Source organism: Streptomyces sp. NPDC033229 (assembly GCF_055576875.1).
Map to the genome: position 1 here is coordinate 43,323 of NZ_JBVIQR010000023.1, position 19,580 is coordinate 62,902.

Annotated in this window: 20 protein-coding genes; 7 read left to right on the forward strand and 13 right to left on the reverse strand. The window is 72.6% G+C overall.

Going from position 1 to position 19,580, the window contains the following annotated elements; genetic code table 11:
* Positions 1-42 precede the first annotated feature (42 nt).
* From ACZ53N_RS20820 to ACZ53N_RS20830, 3 genes are all read left to right on the forward strand, one after another.
* Positions 43-741 (forward strand): response regulator transcription factor, encoded by a 699-nt coding sequence (locus ACZ53N_RS20820; RefSeq protein WP_130881195.1) that lies wholly within the window; start codon positions 43-45, stop codon positions 739-741.
* A 68-nt stretch (positions 742-809) separates the two neighbouring features.
* Positions 810-2,294 (forward strand): ATP-binding protein, encoded by a 1,485-nt coding sequence (locus ACZ53N_RS20825; protein WP_469142373.1) that lies wholly within the window; start codon positions 810-812, stop codon positions 2,292-2,294.
* Positions 2,291-2,839: a hypothetical protein gene (locus tag ACZ53N_RS20830; protein WP_469142312.1), complete on the forward strand. Its 549-nt coding sequence runs from the start codon at positions 2,291-2,293 to the stop codon at positions 2,837-2,839. Before ACZ53N_RS20825 ends, ACZ53N_RS20830 begins: the two co-directional genes overlap by 4 nt.
* 122 nt (positions 2,840-2,961) lie before the next feature.
* Here ACZ53N_RS20830 and ACZ53N_RS20835 read toward each other — a convergent pair whose 3' ends face one another.
* The 6 genes from ACZ53N_RS20835 to ACZ53N_RS20860 all read right to left on the reverse strand — a co-directional run bounded on the left by ACZ53N_RS20835 (position 2,962) and on the right by ACZ53N_RS20860 (position 9,474).
* Positions 2,962-3,882, reverse strand: a complete 921-nt coding sequence (locus ACZ53N_RS20835) for a hypothetical protein (protein ID WP_469142313.1) — start codon at positions 3,880-3,882, stop codon at positions 2,962-2,964.
* Positions 3,883-3,933: 51 nt separating this feature from the next.
* A complete protein-coding gene (locus ACZ53N_RS20840; protein WP_469142314.1) occupies positions 3,934-4,908 on the reverse strand; it encodes an SCO2521 family protein in 975 nt (324 codons plus the stop codon).
* Positions 4,905-5,870: an SCO2522 family protein gene (locus tag ACZ53N_RS20845; RefSeq protein ID WP_469142315.1), complete on the reverse strand. Its 966-nt coding sequence runs from the start codon at positions 5,868-5,870 to the stop codon at positions 4,905-4,907. The genes ACZ53N_RS20840 and ACZ53N_RS20845 overlap by 4 nt, the downstream gene beginning before the upstream one ends.
* A complete protein-coding gene (locus tag ACZ53N_RS20850) occupies positions 5,867-6,784 on the reverse strand; it encodes an SCO2523 family variant P-loop protein (protein WP_469142316.1) in 918 nt (305 codons plus the stop codon). The genes ACZ53N_RS20845 and ACZ53N_RS20850 overlap by 4 nt, the downstream gene beginning before the upstream one ends.
* A gap of 4 nt (positions 6,785-6,788) precedes the next feature.
* The gene (locus ACZ53N_RS20855) at positions 6,789-8,645 is read right to left on the reverse strand and encodes an SCO2524 family protein (RefSeq protein WP_469142317.1); all 1,857 of its coding nucleotides are present in this window, start codon (positions 8,643-8,645) and stop codon (positions 6,789-6,791) included.
* 67 nt (positions 8,646-8,712) lie between these two features.
* Positions 8,713-9,474 carry an SCO2525 family SAM-dependent methyltransferase gene (locus ACZ53N_RS20860; protein ID WP_469142318.1) on the reverse strand — a complete coding sequence of 254 codons (762 nt, stop codon included), beginning with the start codon at positions 9,472-9,474 and terminating at the stop codon, positions 8,713-8,715.
* A 384-nt stretch (positions 9,475-9,858) separates the two neighbouring features.
* Between ACZ53N_RS20860 and ACZ53N_RS20865 the strand changes: the two genes are divergently transcribed.
* Positions 9,859-10,347, forward strand: coding sequence for a GNAT family N-acetyltransferase (locus tag ACZ53N_RS20865; RefSeq protein ID WP_469142319.1), 489 nt, complete (start codon positions 9,859-9,861; stop codon positions 10,345-10,347).
* Positions 10,348-10,373: 26 nt separating this feature from the next.
* Here the strand turns inward: ACZ53N_RS20865 and ACZ53N_RS20870 are convergent, their stop codons facing one another.
* The 4 genes from ACZ53N_RS20870 to ACZ53N_RS20885 form a co-directional block, all read right to left on the reverse strand.
* Positions 10,374-10,934 carry a MarR family winged helix-turn-helix transcriptional regulator gene (locus ACZ53N_RS20870; protein WP_469142320.1) on the reverse strand — a complete coding sequence of 187 codons (561 nt, stop codon included), beginning with the start codon at positions 10,932-10,934 and terminating at the stop codon, positions 10,374-10,376.
* 151 nt (positions 10,935-11,085) lie between these two features.
* Complete coding sequence (locus ACZ53N_RS20875) at positions 11,086-12,111, reverse strand: acyl-CoA dehydrogenase family protein (RefSeq protein WP_469142321.1); 1,026 nt, start codon at positions 12,109-12,111, stop codon at positions 11,086-11,088.
* Complete coding sequence (locus ACZ53N_RS20880; RefSeq protein WP_469142322.1) at positions 12,108-13,283, reverse strand: acyl-CoA dehydrogenase family protein; 1,176 nt, start codon at positions 13,281-13,283, stop codon at positions 12,108-12,110. The genes ACZ53N_RS20875 and ACZ53N_RS20880 overlap by 4 nt, the downstream gene beginning before the upstream one ends.
* Complete coding sequence (locus ACZ53N_RS20885; RefSeq protein WP_469142323.1) at positions 13,283-14,218, reverse strand: enoyl-CoA hydratase; 936 nt, start codon at positions 14,216-14,218, stop codon at positions 13,283-13,285. The genes ACZ53N_RS20880 and ACZ53N_RS20885 overlap by 1 nt, the downstream gene beginning before the upstream one ends.
* 46 nt (positions 14,219-14,264) lie before the next feature.
* Here ACZ53N_RS20885 and ACZ53N_RS20890 point away from each other — a divergent pair, with 46 nt between their 5' ends.
* Genes ACZ53N_RS20890 through ACZ53N_RS20900 form a run of 3 tightly spaced genes read left to right on the forward strand, consistent with a single transcriptional unit; the run spans position 14,265 to position 16,920 of the window.
* Positions 14,265-15,089 carry an SDR family oxidoreductase gene (locus tag ACZ53N_RS20890; protein ID WP_469142324.1) on the forward strand — a complete coding sequence of 275 codons (825 nt, stop codon included), beginning with the start codon at positions 14,265-14,267 and terminating at the stop codon, positions 15,087-15,089.
* Between the two features lie 14 nt (positions 15,090-15,103).
* Positions 15,104-15,727, forward strand: coding sequence for a TetR/AcrR family transcriptional regulator (locus ACZ53N_RS20895; protein WP_469142325.1), 624 nt, complete (start codon positions 15,104-15,106; stop codon positions 15,725-15,727).
* Between the two features lie 35 nt (positions 15,728-15,762).
* Positions 15,763-16,920 carry an acetyl-CoA C-acetyltransferase gene (locus tag ACZ53N_RS20900; protein ID WP_469142326.1) on the forward strand — a complete coding sequence of 386 codons (1,158 nt, stop codon included), beginning with the start codon at positions 15,763-15,765 and terminating at the stop codon, positions 16,918-16,920.
* Here ACZ53N_RS20900 and ACZ53N_RS20905 read toward each other — a convergent pair.
* From ACZ53N_RS20905 to ACZ53N_RS20915, 3 genes are read right to left on the reverse strand one after another with little or no spacing between them, the layout of a single operon-like run.
* Positions 16,904-17,962, reverse strand: a complete 1,059-nt coding sequence (locus ACZ53N_RS20905; RefSeq protein WP_469142327.1) for an NAD(P)H-dependent flavin oxidoreductase — start codon at positions 17,960-17,962, stop codon at positions 16,904-16,906. The two genes, ACZ53N_RS20900 and ACZ53N_RS20905, sit on opposite strands and share 17 nt — an antisense overlap.
* On the reverse strand, positions 17,959-18,729 hold the full coding sequence (locus ACZ53N_RS20910) for a CoA-transferase subunit beta (protein ID WP_469142328.1): 771 nt from the start codon (positions 18,727-18,729) through the stop codon (positions 17,959-17,961). The genes ACZ53N_RS20905 and ACZ53N_RS20910 overlap by 4 nt, the downstream gene beginning before the upstream one ends.
* Positions 18,726-19,574: a CoA transferase subunit A gene (locus ACZ53N_RS20915; protein ID WP_469142374.1), complete on the reverse strand. Its 849-nt coding sequence runs from the start codon at positions 19,572-19,574 to the stop codon at positions 18,726-18,728. The genes ACZ53N_RS20910 and ACZ53N_RS20915 overlap by 4 nt, the downstream gene beginning before the upstream one ends.
* Positions 19,575-19,580 lie beyond the last annotated feature (6 nt).

The window sequence follows — 19,580 nt, forward strand, 5'->3', positions numbered from 1 at the left end:
CGTGCGGCGCACAAGTGTGCTGATGGGAACGATACTGTCCGCATGTCACGCGTGCTTCTGATCGAGGACGACCGGGCTGTACGGGAAGGCGTCACTCTCACCCTGCGCCGCCGCGGCCACGAGGTCGAGGCCGCGCCGACCGGCGAGGCCGGTCTCGCCGCCCTGGAGACCTTCCGCCCCGACCTGGTCCTGCTCGATCTGATGCTGCCCGACAAGAGCGGCTTCGAGGTGTGCCGCCGCATCCGGGCCACCCAGCAGATCCCGATCATCATGCTCACCGCGCGCGGTGACGACATCGACGTCGTCCTCGGCCTGGAGGCCGGCGCGGACGACTACATCGTCAAGCCCGCCCGGGGCGAGGTCCTCGAAGCGCGCATCCGGGCCGTGCTGCGCCGCGCCGCCCCGAGCGACGGCGGTCCGGACCCGGCCGTCACCCAGCCCGCCGAGACCCACGGCGACCTGACCGTCGACCGCGCGGGCCTGCTCGTCTCCAAGAACGGCCAGGACCTGGCGCTCGCCCCCTCCGAGATGAAGCTGCTGTTGTACCTCTCCGCCACCCCGGGCCGGGTCTTCAGCCGCCAGCAGCTCCTGGAACACGTGTGGGAGCACAGCTACCACGGCGACGCCCGGCTGGTGGACGCCTGTGTGATGCGGCTGCGCACCAAGGTCGAGGACTCCTCGCGGTCGCCGAAGTACATCCAGACCGTGCGGGGCTTCGGATACCGGTTCGGGCCCCTGTGACCCCGGTGATCCCCGAGAAGCCCCCGGCCCCGTGGCGCGCGCGGCTGCGGAGCATCAGGTTCCGGAGCCTGCGGCTCGGGCGCCCGGCGCTGGGCACCTTCGCCCGGGGGCTGCGGGCACGTCTCGTGGTGGCGTTCTTGCTGGTGGCCGCGTTGAGCGCGCTCACCACGGCGGGGCTCACCTTCCGGGAAGCCCGCACCAAGATCCTCCAGCGCACCCAGGACACGGCCGTGGAGACCCTGCGCGCGCAGGTCAACTCGCAGGTGCCCGAAGTGACCTTCCCGCCGGGGAACGACGACCTCGTGCGGCTCTCCGAGGGCCTCAACCGGGCGGGGGTGGCCCAGCGCTGGATGGTCCACACGCGGTACAAGGACGGGCCGCTCGTCCCGCCCACCGGCCCGAACGGGAGCCGGGGCATCCCGGCCGGCGTGCAGGGCAAGGTCCACAAGGGCATCGCGGCGTTCCAGCGCATCGAACTCGACGGCAAGCCGTGGCTCGCGATCGGACTGCCCGTCACCTACAGCGGTGACGGCGGGGAGATCTCCGGCCTCGAGGTCTACGCGAAGCTCCCGCTGCGCGAGGACGAGCTCAATGTGCAGGCGCTGGTCCAGGCCGCCCAGAACGGCGCGCTGCCCGCCATCGCGCTGGCCGTGGTCCCCGCCCTGATCGCCGCGCGCGGGGTACTGCGGCCCGTACGGGAGCTGCGGCGCGCCACCCAGCAGATCACCGCCGGTGAGCTGGACACCCGGCTCAAGGTGACGGGCCGCGACGAGCTCGCCGACCTCTCCCGGACGTTCAACGACATGGCGGCGGCGCTGGAGGAGAACGTCGCCGAGCTGCGCCGCATGGAGGCCAACTCCCGGCGCTTCGCCGCCGACGTCTCGCACGAGCTGCGCACCCCGCTGGCCGCGATGACCGCCGTCGTCGACGTCCTGGACGAGGACGCCGCCACGCTCGACCCCGACACCGCCTATGCCGTCCGGCTCATCAGCGAGGAGACCGGCAAGCTCGCCCGCATGGTCGAGGACCTGATGGAGATCTCCCGCTTCGACGCGGGCGCCGCCGCCCTGCACCTGGACGAGGTCGACGTCTCCGAGACCGTGCGCAAGACCCTCCAGGCCCGTGGCTGGCAGGACGGGATCACGGCCGACCTGCCCGAGGGCGTACGGGCCCGGCTGGATCCGCGCCGCATCGACGTCGTGGTCGCCAACCTCGTCGGCAACGCCCTCAAGCACGGAGGGGAACCGGTGAGCGTCGCGGTCCGGACGGCGCACGGGGCCGAAGGGCAGCGTCTGCTGATCGAGATCGCGGACCGGGGCGAGGGCATCGACCCCGAGGTGCTGCCCCACGTCTTCGAGCGGTTCTTCAAGGCGGACTCCGCCCGGGCCCGCTCCGAGGGCAGCGGGCTCGGGCTCGCCATCACCCTGGAAAACGTCCGTCTGCACGACGGCACCGTACGAGCCGCCAACGGCCCCGAAGGGGGCGCGGTGTTCACCGTGGATCTCCCGCTGCGGCGCGGGGAGTGCGGGGAGCCCGAGGAGGGGCAAGCATGAGGTTCCGAAACGCGGCGGCCGTCGCGACCCTGTTCGGTCTGCTCACCGCGCTGGCGGGCTGCGGCATCGAACCGACCGAGGTCATCGACGTGGGCTATCCCGCCACCGGTGCCAAGCGGCCGGGCGTTCCGGCGACGCAGGCCGTGCTCTACTTCGCCTACCCGGGGGGCGTGGTGCCGGTGAGCCGCCCGGCCGGTGACGCGGTGACCGCGGAGGACGCGGTACCGCTCCTGCTGAAGGGGCCCAACGAGCCCGAGCGGCTGCGCGGCTACTACTCCGAGCTGCCGAAGGTCGGCGGCGTGGACGTCGTCACCAGCACCGACCGTGTCGTCATCCGACTGGGGACGGACGTCTCCCGGCTCACCCGGACCGCGCGCAACCAGCTGGTGTGCACGGCGGCCCACAACGGGGTGCCGGGCAAGCTGCCCGCCGACGAGGTGAAGGTGAGCCTGGTCGGCGGCGGCAAGTCCGTCACCGACCAGGTCTGCGCTTCCCTCTTCCCCCAGGCCGGCCGAAGCGGCCCGTCCGTGTCCCCGGTACCCTGACGCCGGGGTCGCTCGACAGCCCGCCGCGGCGGACGAGCCCTACCGGCCCATGGGGCGGATCCCGCGCGGCCACAGGCTGTTGCCGACCAAGACCGACGAGAAGGCCGTCGCGGTGCCCGCGATCACTGACCCGCCTCCCACAGATCGTTGAAACGGTGGACCCGGTCCGTCACCAGGCTCTCGCGTACGTCCAGCGTCGTCTTGGCGACGACGGGGCGCGGCGTCTGCTCACTGCCCAGCGCCGGGCTGACCTCGTAACTCACGCCTCCGTCGAAGACGATGAAGTCGAAGACCGGGTCCAGCATGGCCGCCGGCGGCAGCGTGCACATCGCCGCCACCCGCACCTCCACGCCGAGGTCCTCGTGGCTGCGGCAGACCGCCTTGATCCGCTCGTCCTGGAGCAGCTCGGGGCGGGCCACGATGAACAGCCTGCGCACCCGCACCCCCCGCTTGATCGCCTCGCGCTGCGCCCGCAGATAGCGACGGCCCAGCTCGGTGGGCCAGAAGTCGGTGTCCATCGCGGTGCTCGTGGCGTCGATGCTGACCCCGGCGCTCCGGGTGAGCGTCAGCAGCCAGTCGTGGTCCTCGCCGTCGTAGGCGGCCTGGCCGCCGTGCAGGTCCTTCATCAGCTGGGCCAGCCGGCTGATCTCGGCCTGCGCGAAGTCGTAGATGATGTCCGGGCCGCCCACACCGATCTCGGTGGCGTTGCGCACCAGTTGGGTGACCGCGTCGGTGCGCAGTGCCGAGCCCTCCACCAGGCCGAACAGCCGGGTCGCCTCGTTGATCCGGGAGAACCCGCCGTCGACGAGCTTCTTCATGTCTTCGCTGTGCGTCGTCAGCGACGTCTCGACCACCCCCAGGCGGCGGTCGAAGTCCGTCATGAACTGCACGATCAGGGACGCGCCGCCGATGAATATCGAGATGGTCAGCCGCCATATCTCCGGCTGTCCGGTGAGCGTGGTCGTCAGATACGCGGCGCACCCGAGGATCACGGTGATCGCGGCCTTCTGAAGGAACGGCGGGATTCTCGTCGTACGTTCCATGTCTTCCCCCGATGGGTGTTCTTTCCGGTGAGTGGGCCGTTCGGGTGCTCCCTACGCCTCGCACCTGAACGGGATGGCCTGCAAGGCCAGTTGATCGCGGATGCGCTGGACCAGCGTCTGCCACTGGCGGGTGAAGCCCGGGTGCCGTTCCAGACCGTCCCACAGCGGGGCCAGCCGGGCTCCCGTACGGGCACCGGGCATCCACAGGTGCAGCAGATGGTCCACGGCGGGCCGCAGGGCGAGCACCGCCTCGGGCCCCGCCGTCGACCCGAGCCGACTGCGGTCGATCATCCTTATCAACGTCGTCAACAGCCAGTCGTGCAGCGCCAGTTCCTCGCAGAAACCGGCGATCTCCGCCGCGTCGAGGCCCGCCGCGGAGATCCGCAGCGTCCGTAGCCCGTCGGCGGCGACGGTGAACTCCGCGGCGGGCGGGCCCTGCCCGTCCGCCGTGTGGACCGCGAACCACCGCAGGCGGGTGCGGCGGGTCTTGAAGGGCGCGCGCCGGTCCAGCAGCGGCTGCCCGAGCACGCGTGCCAGCAACCGCTCGGCGATCGCCCCCAGATCGACCGTGGCGGCCGCGTGCCGGTCCGGCGCGGCCGGCCGGGCGCCGAGGAAGCCCGCCGCCACATCGGGCACCGACAGCCGCCCGAGCGGCTGGACGACTCCGGGTCGGACGAGATAGTGCCCCCACGGCAACCGCCGGTCGGCGCCCGAGACGGGCGCGGACAGCCGGGCCGTCGCCTGGAGCACCCGGCCCTCGGTGAGCACCGCCCGCGCCCGCACCGTGCCCACCGCCCGCACCCGGCCGCCGGTGGCGGCGGGCAGCGCGCAGTCGACGCCGGTGAGCACCTCGGGGGAGACGGCGTACATGTTCGGGCGCTCCGAGAAGCGCACCGCCTCGTCGGACCGGAGCCGGAGCAGCCGCAGGGCCTCGGCGCGCGGCAGCGACGCCGAAGTCTGCAACAGGCAGGTGCGCACCTCGCCGCAGACGAACGCCTCGGGCCCCTCTCCCGCGCCGCCCGTCATGGCTCGGCGTAGAAGGCGTAGGCGGCGCGGTCGGCGACCGCGGGGGGAACGGCGAAGCCCTCGCGGCCCGCCCGCTCGGCGGTCTGACGCAATACCGCCTCCTCCAGGGCCACTTGGCCGAGGACGAGCCGTACCGCGTGCTCCACCGGAAGGAACCGCGAGGGAAGCACGGAGAACGTGCCGTAGGCGGCGAACGGGGTGGCCGAGGGGTTGAGCTGCACCAGCGGCGGCAGGTCGTCCCAGTCGTGGGGAAAGCCGCCTCGCTCACCACCCCAGGGAACGGCCTGTAATACCGGCCGTCCCTCGCGACGTAACAATCCCAGCCGTAACAACTGCCAGACGGCGGCCAGAAACGGGCACGACCACGTCCGGCCCCCGTCCCCGTCGTCCCACAGTTCCACGTCCATGAACACCGAATGCCGTCGGGCGCCGGTCTCGACCGGCGCGGCCCAGGCCGTGACGCCGCTCATCGCCTCGCCGCCGGCGGCCGGGGTCCGTTCGCCGTTGCACAGCCAGCCGATCTCCCGCACCGCCGGACGGGAGCCGTTGCTCCCCACCGGCGGCGACTCGACCAGCCTGCCCTCCACCAGCGACGCCAACTCCATGCCGTCGGCCCCCGCGCACCCCGACTCACGCGCCAGATAGTCGATGGTCAGACCGCACGCCGCCGCCTCCGCCAGCAGCATCGGCACCAGCTCGGCGGGTGAGGAGAAGCGGGTGAAGTAGTCGTCGACCAGAAAGCACGTACTCACCCGGGGCCGCCGGGCCCCGGCCGCGCCCGCCACGGACAGCCGTGCCGCGTCCGCCCACGGCTTCACCCGCGTGAACTGCTCCCGCAGCCGCCCGGCCCCCGCCGCGAAGTCCTCCATGTAGAGATGGCCCAGCTCCAAGGACAGATGGGACAGCGGCAGGGACTGGGTGCGCGGATCCGCGCTCTCCTCCCGGAAGGTCGTCTCCATCACAGCGGCTCCCATGCCTGCTCGCCGGTCAGCGCCTCCGCCAGCCGTTTCAAGGCATCCCGGGTGCGGACGTTCGCCACCCGGCTGGTGAGCACGTCCTCGTCGGTGATCAACTGCTCGCGCCACTGGAGCACCGGCTCCAGCGGCACGCTGCCCAGCACCTTCGTCACCCCGATGTCCAACCGGGCCGCCAGCTCCTTGAGGTCCTGGTCGCACTTGCGCAGCCACGCCGCCTGGGGCGGCGGCACATGCGCGAACAGCGCCGACTCCGGGTCGGGCACGGCCGCTCGCACGAACCGGATGGCGCTGCGCAGCCGGTCCGCCTCGTGCCCCCGCGTGACGCCCCCCGCCACCACCCCGCGCTCGCCGAACACCAGGCCGTGGGCGGCGATGATGTGCTGCCGTGTCCACCGGTGGAAGACCAGCCAGCGCACCCGCAGACCGCTGAGCTCCTCCCGCGCGGTCGCCTCCAGCACCATGTCGACGGCGTAGGAACGGCCCGCGCTGAGGTCGACCAGGATGATGTCGAACTCTTCCTCCAGCCGCAGGAAGAGCTCCGCGCACCGGCGCACGGTGGCCGGGTTGGTGGTGAACTCGCCGCCGCTGCGGTCGCCCGGGACCAGCACCAGCTGGCCGGCGCCGGTGGGGCGTGAGCGCAGCACATCGTGCTCGGATTCGGCCCACACGTCCACCCGGTGCGGCTCGACCGTCGTCCCTTGCAGATAGGAGTGCAGACCGCCCGCCTCGATGCCCCGCAGCGCCCCCGGCACGTCGAAGACGGCGGCGGCCGTGGGCGAGCCGAAGTCGAAGTCGAGATAGCACACGTCGTCTCCGCCGAGCGCACGGCGATAGGCGATGTTCGCGCTCGTCACCGAGCGTCCGGTGCCGCCCTTGTCCGACGCGGCGAAGACCAGCACGCCCCTACACCCCCCTCGATGCCGCACGTCGGCCGAGCGCGATCTCGTCCAACTGGCCGAGGACCTGCAGGGCCAGGGTGCAGGCGGTGCCGGGCCGGTCGTCGACGATCTGACGGGCACGCCGGAGCTTCCCCTCGGCGACCGTCAGCTGGTCGCTGAGGTCGTTGCGCGCGGACTCCTCCAGGGCCGGCGCGGGCTCCATCATCTCCTTGCCGAAGAGGTGGGACGCCTCGCTGAGCAGCGCCGTGGCGATGTCGTTGAGCGTGCGGCTGCGGATCGGCGGCTGTTCGTACAGCCCCGCGGCCGCCACCATGCACTCCACCGTGCGCTCGGTCATGCTCCACGACAGCGGGGTGCCGGTCTGTGCCGACTGCGGATAGACCGCGCGGATGTTGTCCCAGAGACTGGCGCCCGGGCCCGAGGGGATACGGCGCTTCCAGAGGTGGTCCAGAATCTGCTCGGCGAGCCGCAGCAGCCGGTCGTGGGACTCTATGTTCCGCGACAGGGCGCACAGTTGGATGGTGCGCTTGAGCAACTGGGCCGAGAAATCCGTCATGGTCCACTGCATGGGCGGCCCGATGCCCTCGCTGCCCAGCAGCGGCAGCCGCACCCCGGGGTGGTGCAGGGCGATGGCCGGATCGCCGTCGGTCATCCGCCGGGTGATCTTGGCGCGGACCGCGAGTTCCTCCATCACCGCGACGGTGCGCGTCAGATCGTCGTCCGTGGCCCGTCGGCGCACCAGATCCTGCACGAGAATGGCGGCGACGGAGAGGCTGAAATACTCGGATTCCTGCACCCGCGCGGTCGCCCGCCAGGGAATGTCCTCCAGCGGCCAGCGTTCCTCACCGAACCGCGCCACCATCGACCAGTACTGCTGGGTGATCTCCCAGCGCAGCCGCAGCGCCTCCGCCAGCCGCTGCTGCTCGTCGTTGAGCAGCCCGAGGGTGAGGGTGCGCTCGGAGAACAGATCGGCGATGCCGTCGAGGGCCACGACGGTGAAGTACAGATACGGCACCTGGTGCGCCAACCCCTTGGGCTGCGCCCCGACCGGCTCGGTGGTGTCGACCGGCGGGGCGTCCCGCACGAGCCCCCACGACCAGCCGCACTCCAGGAGGAGGTTGTCGTTGTCCAGATCGCCGACCACATTGAGGCCCAGGGTGATGTACTCCCGGATGGAGGCGCGCAGCGGCTTGAGCCGCTGCTGGAGCTGGTGCACGACCAGGCGGTTGGACAGCCCGTCCTGGTTCACCAGCGCGCACACCGCGCGCCCTTGAGGGGATTCGGCGTCGAAGAGGTTCACCGTGAAGCTGCGCAGCAGGCTCACCATGGCGGCCGAGAGCCGGGTGCGGGTGGCGACCTCCAGCTTTTCGGCCATTTCCTGGACGTCCTTGCGGTGCACCTTCCGGGTCAGGACCTTCAGAAAACCCAGCGTCGCCAGCGACAGGGTGATCGACATGGAATAGGAATCGACGACTCCGAGGGCGCGCTGCTCCGGGGTGAGTTCGGCGGCGGGGTCGACGGGGGAGAAATACCGGCCGCCCGCGAAACTCGGGACCGACGCCTCGTCCGTGTGCGTCCGGGTGAAATCCGTTATGGCGTCGATCAGCTTCCGCGGAATGTCGATGTTGTTGCCGACCCGCTGGAGGGCGGCCAGGACGTCCGCCGCCGTTTCGTCCGGCGCGTCCAGTCTGAACGCCGGTAATTCCGTCGCCGGATACATCAGACAGAGCAGCCGCTCGGCGTCCTCGACGCTGCTCGAATCGCCATCGGTATCGTCCGGGCGCCATTCCCCCCGGTGGAACGACTGCCGGGCGACGGCCCGCCAGATCTCCAGCATGTGCTGGCGTGGTTGTATGCGCATCCCCCGTACCCCTGCCCCTTTTCCCTGCTGCCCCGCCGTGGTGGAACCGGATTCTGATCCGCCGGTTCTATACGCGCCTTCCGCACGCCAGAATCATTCCCGTGTAACCCGAGCGAATGGGATCCTCGGGCAGTCCCACCCGGCTGATCCGCAGATCTTCGGCGAACGGCGCGAGGGCGCCGCGGACGTCCTTGGCATCGACGCTGCACGCCGGGAAGTGGAGATCGCCGACCTGATACCCCTGTGAGTTCTCCATGAACGCGGCGGCGAAGGGCGCGCGCGGGGTGAGTGCCCGGGCGAAGGCGGCCACCGCGCCCTCGAACTCCCGGTAGGCGGTGGACATCGACTCGGCCACGAAGAACATCGTGCCGATGCCCCACCGCTCCCGGGGCAGGTCGAAGAGGTCCCCCTTGCCGACGGCGGCCGCCGACGCGATGGCTCCCCGGGGGTCGCTGACGGCCCGGTACTCCGGCCGCTCGGTGAACACCTCCCAGAAGGCGCCCCAGTTGGCGGAGAACGCGGCGACCTCCCTCTCCAGCCACAGCACATTCTCCACGGAGTGCTCATACAGCGTGATATTCGAACACCACGGCAAGAGGGACAACGCGGGATAGAGATTGGTGCCGGCCCCGACGTCGATACCGGAATCGGGCCGGTCGGGATGCTTCCGGAAATGCTCGCAGAAGTAGTCGCGAACGGCACCGATGATCTCTTGGTCTTCCTTCCGGAGGAAGGCGTAGTTGTGCTGGTGGTAAGCCCGGGAGTCGAATGAGTCCCAGGGGGCTTCTCGATTGAGCCCCTTGGTGTATCCCGCGGACGTGAGATCCATCTGTCGATGGTAGCGCTTGGGGGGTGCGGTGACACCCCGATGGGAGCGGGTGCGTACTGGACAGAACCCGCACCGCCGGGTACACCGGCAGCCGGGGTTGGGTAGGGGTGGGGCTTGCGCCATTGACCGTGGCGCGCCCGGACCTGTGATCGAATGACGGGGGATCTCGCTCTTCACCCGAAAGGATCAATAGTCGTGGCATCGGCCCACGAAGGGAGCGCGATGAATCCCCTGTCCGACGACCGCGACCGCAGGTCGCGTCGCACCGCGGCACCCCGCACCGGCGAGCGTTATGCCCCCGGAGTCCGGGAATGTCGAGACGTTCGGGAGGGCCGGGAAGTCCGGGCGGCCCAGGAAGATCCGGGGCTCAAGGAAGTCCGGGAAGTGCGGGAAGTCTCGGAAGCCGACCTTCCGCAACTGCTGCGGCTGGATCGCGCGGTATTCCAGGGCGCCGCCTATCCGTTCTTCGTCATGCGTCAGCTCTTCGACGTGCACCGTGAGCACTTACTCGTGCTGGAGGGCCCCGGAAGCGAGGGGTACGGCGAGGGGCCCGGAAAGGGAACCGCGCCCGGCGCCCCCCGGCTCCTCGGCTATGTGCTGGCCGGCGTCGTACCCGGTGGCAAGGACGCCTGGATACTCGGCCTCGGCGTCGAGCCTGCCGAGCGCGGCCACGGGCACGGCAGACGGCTGTTACGGGCGGGCCTCGCCAGGCTCACCGACCACGGCGTCGGCGAGGTGCGGCTGAGCGTCGAGCCGGCCAACCACGCCGCGATACGGCTCTACGGCTCCTTCGGCTTCACCGAGGCCGGGCGGCGGGACGACTACTTCGGCCCGCACGAGGACCGGCTGATCATGTCGCTGCTCCTGCGCTGACCCCCCGCCGCCCCGGCAAGCGTGTCTCAGGGCTGGAGCCCCCCGATCCGCCCTTCGAGAAGGACGAGGAGCTCGGCGAGGGTTTCCGCCAGCCGGCCTTGGCGCTCCTCGCCGAGCCCCGCCAGCAGGGCGCCCTCGTAGGCGACCTGATGCGGGACCAGCCGGTCGATGAGCGCGCCGCCGTGCTCGGTGAGCGACAGATGCGCGACCCGCCGGTCCCGGTCGTCGGGACGGCGGGCGACGAGCCCGCGCCCTTCGAGCACCCGCAGCCGCTTGGTGACCGCGGCCCCCGAGGCGAAGGTCTCCCGCGCGATCTGCCCCGGCGTCAGCTCCCGGCCGGTGCGCCGCAGCGTGCCGAGGATGTCGAACTCCCCCCGCGTCAGCCCCTCGCTCGCCAACGGGGCGTCGGTGGCCTGCTGGAGCAGCGCGGCACAGCGGTTAAGCCTGCCGATCACGGCCATCGGCGCGGTGTCGAGCCCGGGGTGGACGTGCTGCCACTGGCGCAGCACCCGCGCGACGATGTCCTCGGCGTCCCCGTCGCCCCTGGCACTCACGGCGCTCCCGGCGTCCCCGGCGTCATGGCCCACGGTGTCGATCCTCTCCGGTCGGTGCACTGGAGAGTGATTCTGCCGCCTCGCGGGCGACGCGCCGAAGGAGGCCGCGACGCGCGCGGTTCACGCGCCGGGCCGTCCCGTCCGCACGCGCCCGCGCGCCGCCTGCCGACCCTTGCCCGTCCCTCTACCTGCCGCATGACCCGTCGAACAGCTCCAGCGCGCGGGCCCGGCAGACCGCCGGGGTGCCCCACGCCGACCGCAGCGCCCGGGCCTTTCCGAGCCACAGGGACAGGTCGCACTCGGCGGTGTAGCCGATCGCGCCGTGCACCTGGAGGGCGGTCCGGGCGGCCGCGTACGCCGCGTCGCAGGCGGCGACCTTGGCCGCGGCGATCTCCGCCCGCGCGCCCGGCACCCCGGACGCGAGGGCCACGGCGGCGCCGTGGAGCAGCGGCCGGGCGAACTCCAGCCCGAACAGCACGTCGGCCAGCCGGTGCTTGACCGCCTGGAACGAGCCGATGGCCGCCCCGAACTGCGTGCGCGCCTTGGCGTACGCGACCGTGCGCTCCAGCAATGCCAGTCCGACCCCGAGCGCCTGCGCGGCGGTTGTGAACGCGGCCCAGTCGGCGGCATGGGCGGCCGCGTCCCGCACCGCGGGTCCGCTCGCGAGCGGCTTTCCGCCGGTGAGCGGGCGCGACAGCCGCCGCGCGGGGTCGAGCGAGGGCTGCACCGGCCCGTGGCCGGTGGCGAGCCGCAGCGCGGGGTGGTCGCCCGTCACCACGAAGGTCGCGTCGGCGGCGTCCGCGTCCAGCGCGTACGGGCCGCCGGCCGTCAGGGCCACCGTCACCCTCGCCTTCCCCGAGCCGAGCCGGGGCAGCCACTCCTCGGCGGGCGCCGACGCGCCGCGCTCGGCGAGCCGCGACAGCAGAACCACGGCGGTGACCGTCTCGACCAGCGGCCCGGGCACGGCATGGCGGCCCAACTCCACGAAGGCGACAGACAGTTCGACGGGCAGCTGTCCCATGCCGCCGTAGGCCGGGGGCACGGCGACGGCGAGGACCCCGGCGTCCGCGAGGCGCTCCCACAGCGCGAGCCCCGGCCCGTGGTCGCCGTCCGCCCAGGCCCGTACGACCGCCGGGGTGTCGGCGGTGCCCAGCATCCGGTCGAGGGTGCGGCCGAAGGCGGTCTGCTCGGTGTCCAACAGGAACCTCATGCGCGGCGCGTCCCCTTCGGCAGCCCGAGCAGCCGCTCGGCGATGATGTCCCGCTGGATCTCGTTGGTGCCCGCGTAGATCGGCCCGGCCAGGGAGAACGTGTAGCCGTCCGCCCAGGCGCCCCGCGCGGGCGCGTCCGTGGCGCCGTCGGCGAGTTCGCCGAACGGGCCGAGCAGGTCGAGGGCCGTTTCGTGGAGGGCCAGGTCCAGCTCGGACCAGAACACCTTGGTGAGGCTCGACCTCGCGCCCGGCGCGCCGCCTTCGGCCGGGCGCGAGGCGTCCGCGTAGGCGGACAGCTGGTAGGCGCGGGCCCGGATCACGGCGTCGGCGACCCGGTCCCGCAGGGCCGTGTCGCCGTGGTCGGCACGGGCCTGCCACAGCCCGACGAGCCGGCGTGCGGCGGCGGTGAAACGGCCGGGGCTGCGCAGGGTCGGCCCGCGTTCGTTCCCGGCCGTGCTCATGGCGACGGACCAGCCCCGTCCCGGCTCGCCGATGACGTCCGCGTCGGGGACGAAGACATCGTCGAGGAAGATTTCCGCGAAGGCGGGCTTGCCGTCGAGGCGCCGTACGGGCCGCACGGTCACCCCGTCCGCATCCAGCGGGAACATCACATACGTGAGCCCCCGGTGCGGCCGGTCCGCGTCGGGGTGGGTGCGGAACAGCCCGAACGCGCGGTCGGCGAACGCGGCCCGCGAGGACCAGGTCTTCTGCCCCCTGAGCAGCCAGCCACCCGTCGTGCGCACCCCGACGGACCGCAGGGAGGCGAGGTCGGAGCCCGCCTCGGGCTCGGACCAGGCCTGCGCCCAGATCGTCGCACCGCTCGCCATGGCGGGCAGGACGCGGGCACGCTGCTCGTCGCTGCCGTGCTCGAAGAGGGTGGGGGCGAGGAGATGGATGCCGTTCTGGGCGACCCGGGCGGGCGCGCCGGCCGCGTAGTACTCCTCCTCGAAGACCAGCCACTCCAGCAGCGAGCGGTCCCGGCCGCCGTACGCGGACGGCCAGGACACCGCCGACCAGCGGCCGGCGAACAGCGTCCGCTCCCACGCCCGGTGCTCGGCGAACCCCTCCTCGGTCTCCAGCGAGCGCAGGGGTGTCCGGGGCACGTGGGCCGCCAGCCAGTCGCGGGCCTCATGACGGAAGGCGCCCTCGGCGGGGGTGAAGTCGAGATCCATCAGCGCTGGGTTCCCCCTTGCTCCTCCGGCCGCGCGCGGGTGCCCGCCCGCGCCTTCATGGCGGAGACGTCCATCCCGCCGAGCGGATCGGCGGCGGTCTCCGCGTTGTGCGCGTGCGCGAGGTGGTGGAGGCCGAACACCGCGTCCAGACCGCTGTGCAGCCCCTGGAGGTCCTCGGCCTGATTGACGGCCCGCTTGGCGAGGGCGAGACCCATGCGCGGCATCTCCGCCACGCGCTCGGCCAATTCGCCGGTGTGCGCGGCGAGTTGCTCGCGGGGTACCACGCGGTTGACCATCCCGACCTCATGCGCCCGCCGCGCGCTCATCCGGTCGCCGGTGAAGAGGAACTCCTTCGCGACCCGGGGCGGCATCACCCACGGATGGGCGAAGTACTCGACGCCGGGGATGCCCATCCGGACGACGGGGTCGGCGAAGAAGGCGTCCTCGCTCGCCACGATCAGATCGCACACCCAGGCCAACATCAACCCGCCCGCCACGCAGGCCCCTTGGACGGACGCGATCACCGGCTTCGGCAGCTCGCGCCAGCGGCGGCACATGCCCAGATAGACCTCGGACTCGCGGGCGAAGCGGCGCTCCGCGCCCGCCTTGTCGCAGTGGTCCCACCACAGGCCCGCCCGGCGGGGGAAGGAGGCATCCGCGTCGCGACCCGGGGAGCCGATGTCATGGCCCGCGGAGAAGTGCCGGCCCGCCCCGGCGAGGACGACGACCTTGACCCCGTCGTCGGCGGCGGCAGCGGAGAAGGCGTCGTCCAGCGCGTAGGTCATCGCGGAATTCTGGGCGTTGCGGTACTCCGGCCGGTTCATGGTGACGGTCGCGACCGGGCCCCGCCGCGCGTAGCGCACCACCGGCTCCCGCGGCTCGTCGTGGCCCGAGTCCTGAGCCGGGTGGTGGTCGGGGTCATGGTCGGGGGCCATCCGCCCCTCCTTCCCTAACAAGTGTTTGGTAGGTTAACGTACGGCCATGAGCAGCGTCGAGGAGTCCGTGGCGCCCGCCGACCGCCCCGCGGGCCCGCCGCCCTATCTCCCCGGTCACGATCTGCTGGCCGGCCGCACCGCCGTCATCACCGCCGCCGCCGGCGCCGGGATCGGCGGCGCCACCGCCCGCCGCTTCCTCGAGGAAGGCGCCCGCGTCGTGCTCGGCGACGTCCACGCGCGCCGTCTGCGGGGGTGCGTCGCGACGCTCGCGGACGCGTTCGGCGCCCGCTCCGTCGCCGGGCTGACCTGCGACGTCACCGACGAGACACAGGTCGCCGCCCTGTTCGACCTCGCCGAGGAGCGGCACGGCGGCCTCGACGTCGTCGTCAACAACGCCGGGCTCGGCGGCACCGCCGATCTGGTGGACATGACCGACGAGCAGTGGGACAAGGTTCTCGACACCACCCTCACCGGCACCTTCCGCTGCACCCGCGCCGCCCTGCGTCGGCTGCGCCACGGCACCGGCGGCGGGGTCGTCGTCAACAACGCCTCCGTCATCGGCTGGCGGGCCCAGCGCGGCCAGGCCCACTACGCCGCCGCCAAAGCCGGCGTCATGGCCCTCACCCGCTGCGCCGCCGTGGAGGCCGCGGCCTACGGGGTGCGCGTCAACGCCGTCTCCCCGAGCCTGGCCATGCACCCGCACCTGGCGAAGGTCACCACCCCCGAACTGCTCACCGAGCTGACCGGGCGCGAGGCGTTCGGGCGGTACGCCGAGCCCTGGGAGATCGCCAACGTGATCGTCTTCCTCGCCAGCGGCTACTCCTCGTACATGACCGGCGAGACGGTCTCCGTCAGCAGCCAGCGCGCGTGACCGACAATGAGAGAGTGCCGACGAACAGCAAGAAGACCACCGCGAACCCCGCCCCCGAGCGGCGCCGCGAGCTCCTCGCGACCGCCGCCGAGGTGTTCGCCACGCAGGGCTACAACGCCACCACCGTCCGCCGGATCGCCGACGAGGCGGGGCTGCTCGCGGGCAGCCTCTACTACCACTTCGACTCCAAGGAGTCGATGCTCGACGAAATCCTCTCCGGCTTCCTGGACGAGCTGTGGACCGGCTACGACGCCGTGCTCGACGCCGGTCTCGGCCCCCGGGAGACCATCGAGGCCCTCGTCACCGAGTCCTTCCGGGAGATCGACCGGCACCGCGCCGCCGTCGCCATCTACCAGAAGGAGTCCCGGCACCTGGTCCACCAGCCCCGCTTCGGCTATCTCGTGGACTCGCAGCGGAAGTTCGAGAAGGCCTGGCTGGGCACGCTGGAGCGCGGCGTGGCCGACGGGTCCTTCCGCGCCGACCTCGACATCCGGCTCGTCTACCGCTTCGTGCGCGACACCGTGTGGGTCGCCGCGTCCTGGTACCGGCCGGGCGGGGCGCACAGCCCGGAGGAGATCGCCCGTCAGTACCTGTCGATGGTGCTGGACGGCATCGCCGGGAGGGAACCGGCCGCATAGGGCCCGCACGGGCATCATCTGTCGAAGGAGCAGCCATGGCCGAGGCGTACATCGTCGGAGCGGTACGCACCCCCGTCGGCAAACGGAACGGCGCGCTCGCGTCCGTTCACCCCGCCGACCTCGGAGCGCACGTGCTCACGGCGTTGATGGAGCGTACGGGCGTGGACCCGGGCGCCGTCGAGGACGTCGTCTTCGGCTGTCTCGACGCGGTCGGGCCGCAGGCCGGTGACATCGCCCGGACGAGTTGGCTGGCCGCCGGGCTCCCGGAGGAGGTGCCCGGCGTCACCGTCGACCGGCAGTGCGGCTCCTCCCAGCAGGCCGTCCACTTCGCCGCCCAGGCCGTGCTCTCCGGCACCCAGGACCTGGTCGTCGCGGGCGGCACCCAGAACATGTCGCAGATCCCCATCGGTTACGCCACCCGCCGGGCCACCGAGCCCCTGGGGATGACCGAGGGGCCGTTCGCCGGGTCGCGCGGCTGGCGGGACCGTTACGGCGACCGGCCCGTCAGCCAGTTCCACGGCGCCGAGCTGATCGCCGAGCGGTGGGGCATCACCCGCCCGGCCATGGAGGAATTCGCCCTCCGCTCGCACCGGCGGGCGCTGCGGGCCATCGACGAGGGCCGCTTCGACCGCGAACTCGTCGCGTACGGCGAGGTGCGCACCGACGAGGGGCCGCGCCGCGACACCACGCGGGAGAAGATGGCGGCCCTCGCGCCCGTGATGCCCGGCGGGCGGCTGACCGCGGCCCTCTCCTCGCAGGTCTCGGACGGTGCGGCGGCCATGCTCCTCGCGAGCGAGCGTGCCGTGCGCGACCACGGGCTGACCCCGCGCGCCCGGATCCACCACCTCTCGGTCCGGGGCGAGGACCCGATCCGGATGCTGTCCGCACCCATCCCCGCCACGGCACACGCGCTGAAGAAGACCGGCCTCGCGATGGCCGACCTCGATCTGGTCGAGATCAACGAGGCGTTCGCCCCCGTGGTCCTGGCCTGGCAGCACGAGACGGGCGCCGACCCGGACCGGGTCAACGTCAACGGCGGCGCGATCGCCCTCGGACACCCCCTGGGCGCCACCGGGGTCAAGCTGATGACCACCCTGCTGCACGAACTGGAGCGCACGGGCGGGCGCTACGGCCTCCAGGTGATGTGCGAGGGCGGCGGCCAGGCGAACGTCACGATCATCGAGCGGCTGTGACCGGCGGGAGGCCCGCGAGCGTCTCGTGGGCCTCCCGCATCACCCGCTCCACCAGCTCCGCGCAGGACGGCAGGTCCTCGACGAGGCCCGCGACCTGCCCCGAGGACATCACCCCGAGGTCCGTACGGCCGTCCACCATGGCGGCCTTGAGCAGCATCGGGGTGTTCGCGGCCAGCAGCACCTGGCTCCAGGTGAGGTCCCTTCCGTGCCGTGTGGCCAGCCCGTCGCGCACCATCTCGCGCCAGGTCAGCCCGGAGACCGCGCGGAAGGAAGCGGCGCGCCGCACCGCCCGCAGCAGGGCCCGGGCCCGGCCCGAACGCTCCAGGGCGTCGACGAACGGCGTGCGCAGCACGCGGTGGGGGAGCCCGTCGACCTTCGTGGTGACCGTGACGTCCCCGACGGACGCGGCGAGGTAGGCGGCCTTCACCGCCGCCGGGACCGTGCTGTCGGCAGTGAGCAGGAACCGGGTGCCCATCGCCACCCCCGCCGCCCCGAAGGCCAGGGCGGCGACCAGGCCCCGGCCGTCGTGGAAGCCGCCCGCCGCCACGACCGGGATGTCCACCGCGTCGACCACCTGCGGCAGCAGGACCGTGGTCGCGACGCCCCCGGTGTGGCCACCGCCCTCGCCGCCCTGCACGACGACCGCGTCCGCGCCCCACGCCGCGACCTTCTCCGCGTGCCGCCGTGCACCCACGGACGGCAGGACGACCACCCCGGCGTCCTTGAGACGGGCGATCAGATCGCGGGAGGGGGCGAGCGCGAAGGAAGCGACCCTCACGCCCTCGCCGATGATGATCCGCACCCGCTCCTCCGCGTCCCCCGCGTCCGCGCGCAGGTTGACCCCGAAGGGGTGGTCCGTGCGCAGGCGCACCTCGCGGACCGCCTCCCTGAGCCGGTCGGGCGTCATGGTCGCGGAGCCCAGGATGCCGAGCGCCCCCGCGTTCGCCGTCGCCGCGACGAGGCGCGGGCCCGCGACCCAGCCCATGCCGGTCTGCACGAGGGGGTGGCGGACACCGGTCAGGTCGGTGAGCGCGGTCCTCATCGGGGTACCTCCCGCCCGCGCAGCCCGGCCGGGTCGACGACCTCGCGGATCAGCCGCAGTTCGCGGGGGGTCGGCTCGCGGGTGCGCGGCACGTCGTCGGGGACGGCGAGCGGGAAGCCGGTCGCCGCCCGCAGTTCGTCGGGCGTGACCCCGGGGTGCAGGGAGCGTACGCGCATCGTGCGGTCCGGGGTCTCGAAGTCGAGCACGGCCAGATCGGTGACCACGCGGGGAAGGTGATGGAAGCGGGTCGCGGAGGGCCCGGCCGCCGCCGCCCGGTCGTAGCCGACCCCGCACACCATGTCGACCCGATCGACCAGCACCCGGGGGGAGTGCCGGGGGATCCAGTAACTGGTGGGGTTGTTCGCGGTGTTGACGGGAGCGCCGCGCACGCCGAGGAGCTGGCGGTCGGGCCGCTTCCAGTCGCCGATACAGGAGATGTTCTGGTTGCCGTGGCGGTCCAGTTGGCTCGCGCCCATCATCACGTGCCGTCTGCCGCCGGTGACCAGCGCCAGGTGCCGGCGGTACGGCAGCCACCCCTCGCTCACCCGCGACGCCGCCCCCAGTGCGGGCACGTCCCCCATCAGCATCGCCTCGCCGTCGGTCAGCAGCAGGCCGGGGGAGAAGGTGAGCTTCGCGAGCCGCGCGCCGGCCGTCGGGACGAGCCCCATCGGGGCGGCCAGGATCTCCCCGGCGCCGCGCCACGCCTCCGCGCAGGCGACCACGCAGTACTCGGCACGGGTCACGCCCGCGCTCGCGTCCTCGCTCACGCGCCCTCCCCGGCGAAGGCCGCGACGGCGGACCGGTAGTCGTCCTCGTCCCCCGACAGGAAACGGCCCGCGAACGCGCGCCACGCCACGGGGTCGGCGGCGGCCTTGACGTACGCGGCCTGGAACGCCTCGTCGCGGTCGTAGTCCGGGGCGCAGGAGGTGAAGTGCGCCCCACCCGGCGCCTCGACGACCCCGGTGACGCAGTGCCGCGCGATCAGCAGGGTCTGCGGGCCGCCCGCGGGCGCGAAATCGGCGCTGTCCACGACCTGTTCGCAGGAGACGTACGCCTCGCGGGCGGCCTCGCAGAAGAGATCGTCGAAGTAGGGATCGGGGCCCAGGTACTGGGCGTTGCCCCGCGCGTCCGCCCGGTTGAGGTGGACCAGGGCCGCGTCCAGGGTCAGCGCGGGCACGGCGAGGAGCTCCTCCCCGTCCGCGTACGGCGAGACGACTGTCCGCAGCTGGGGGTTGACCGTCATGACGTCGGAGCCGAGACCGGCCCGGACGGGCAGGAAGGGCAGCCGGTGCGCGGCGGCCGTCAGCCCCCACATCAGCATCGCCTCGTCCAGCTCCGTCAGCTCCAGGCGGCCGCTCTGCCGGGCGGCCCGGAAGTGCGGTTCGAGGGGGACGGAGTCGAGCGTGACGAAGGCGGTCACGAGCCTGGCGATCCGCCCCGCCGCCGCCAGCAGGCCCACGTCGGGGCCGCCGTAGGACACCACGGTGAGATCCGTCAGATCCGAACGCAGCAGGGCCCGTACGAGCGCCATCGGCTTGCGCCGCGAGCCCCAGCCGCCGATGCCGACGGTCATACCGCTCTCCAGCCGGCCGATCGCCTCGTCGGCGGTCATCAGTTT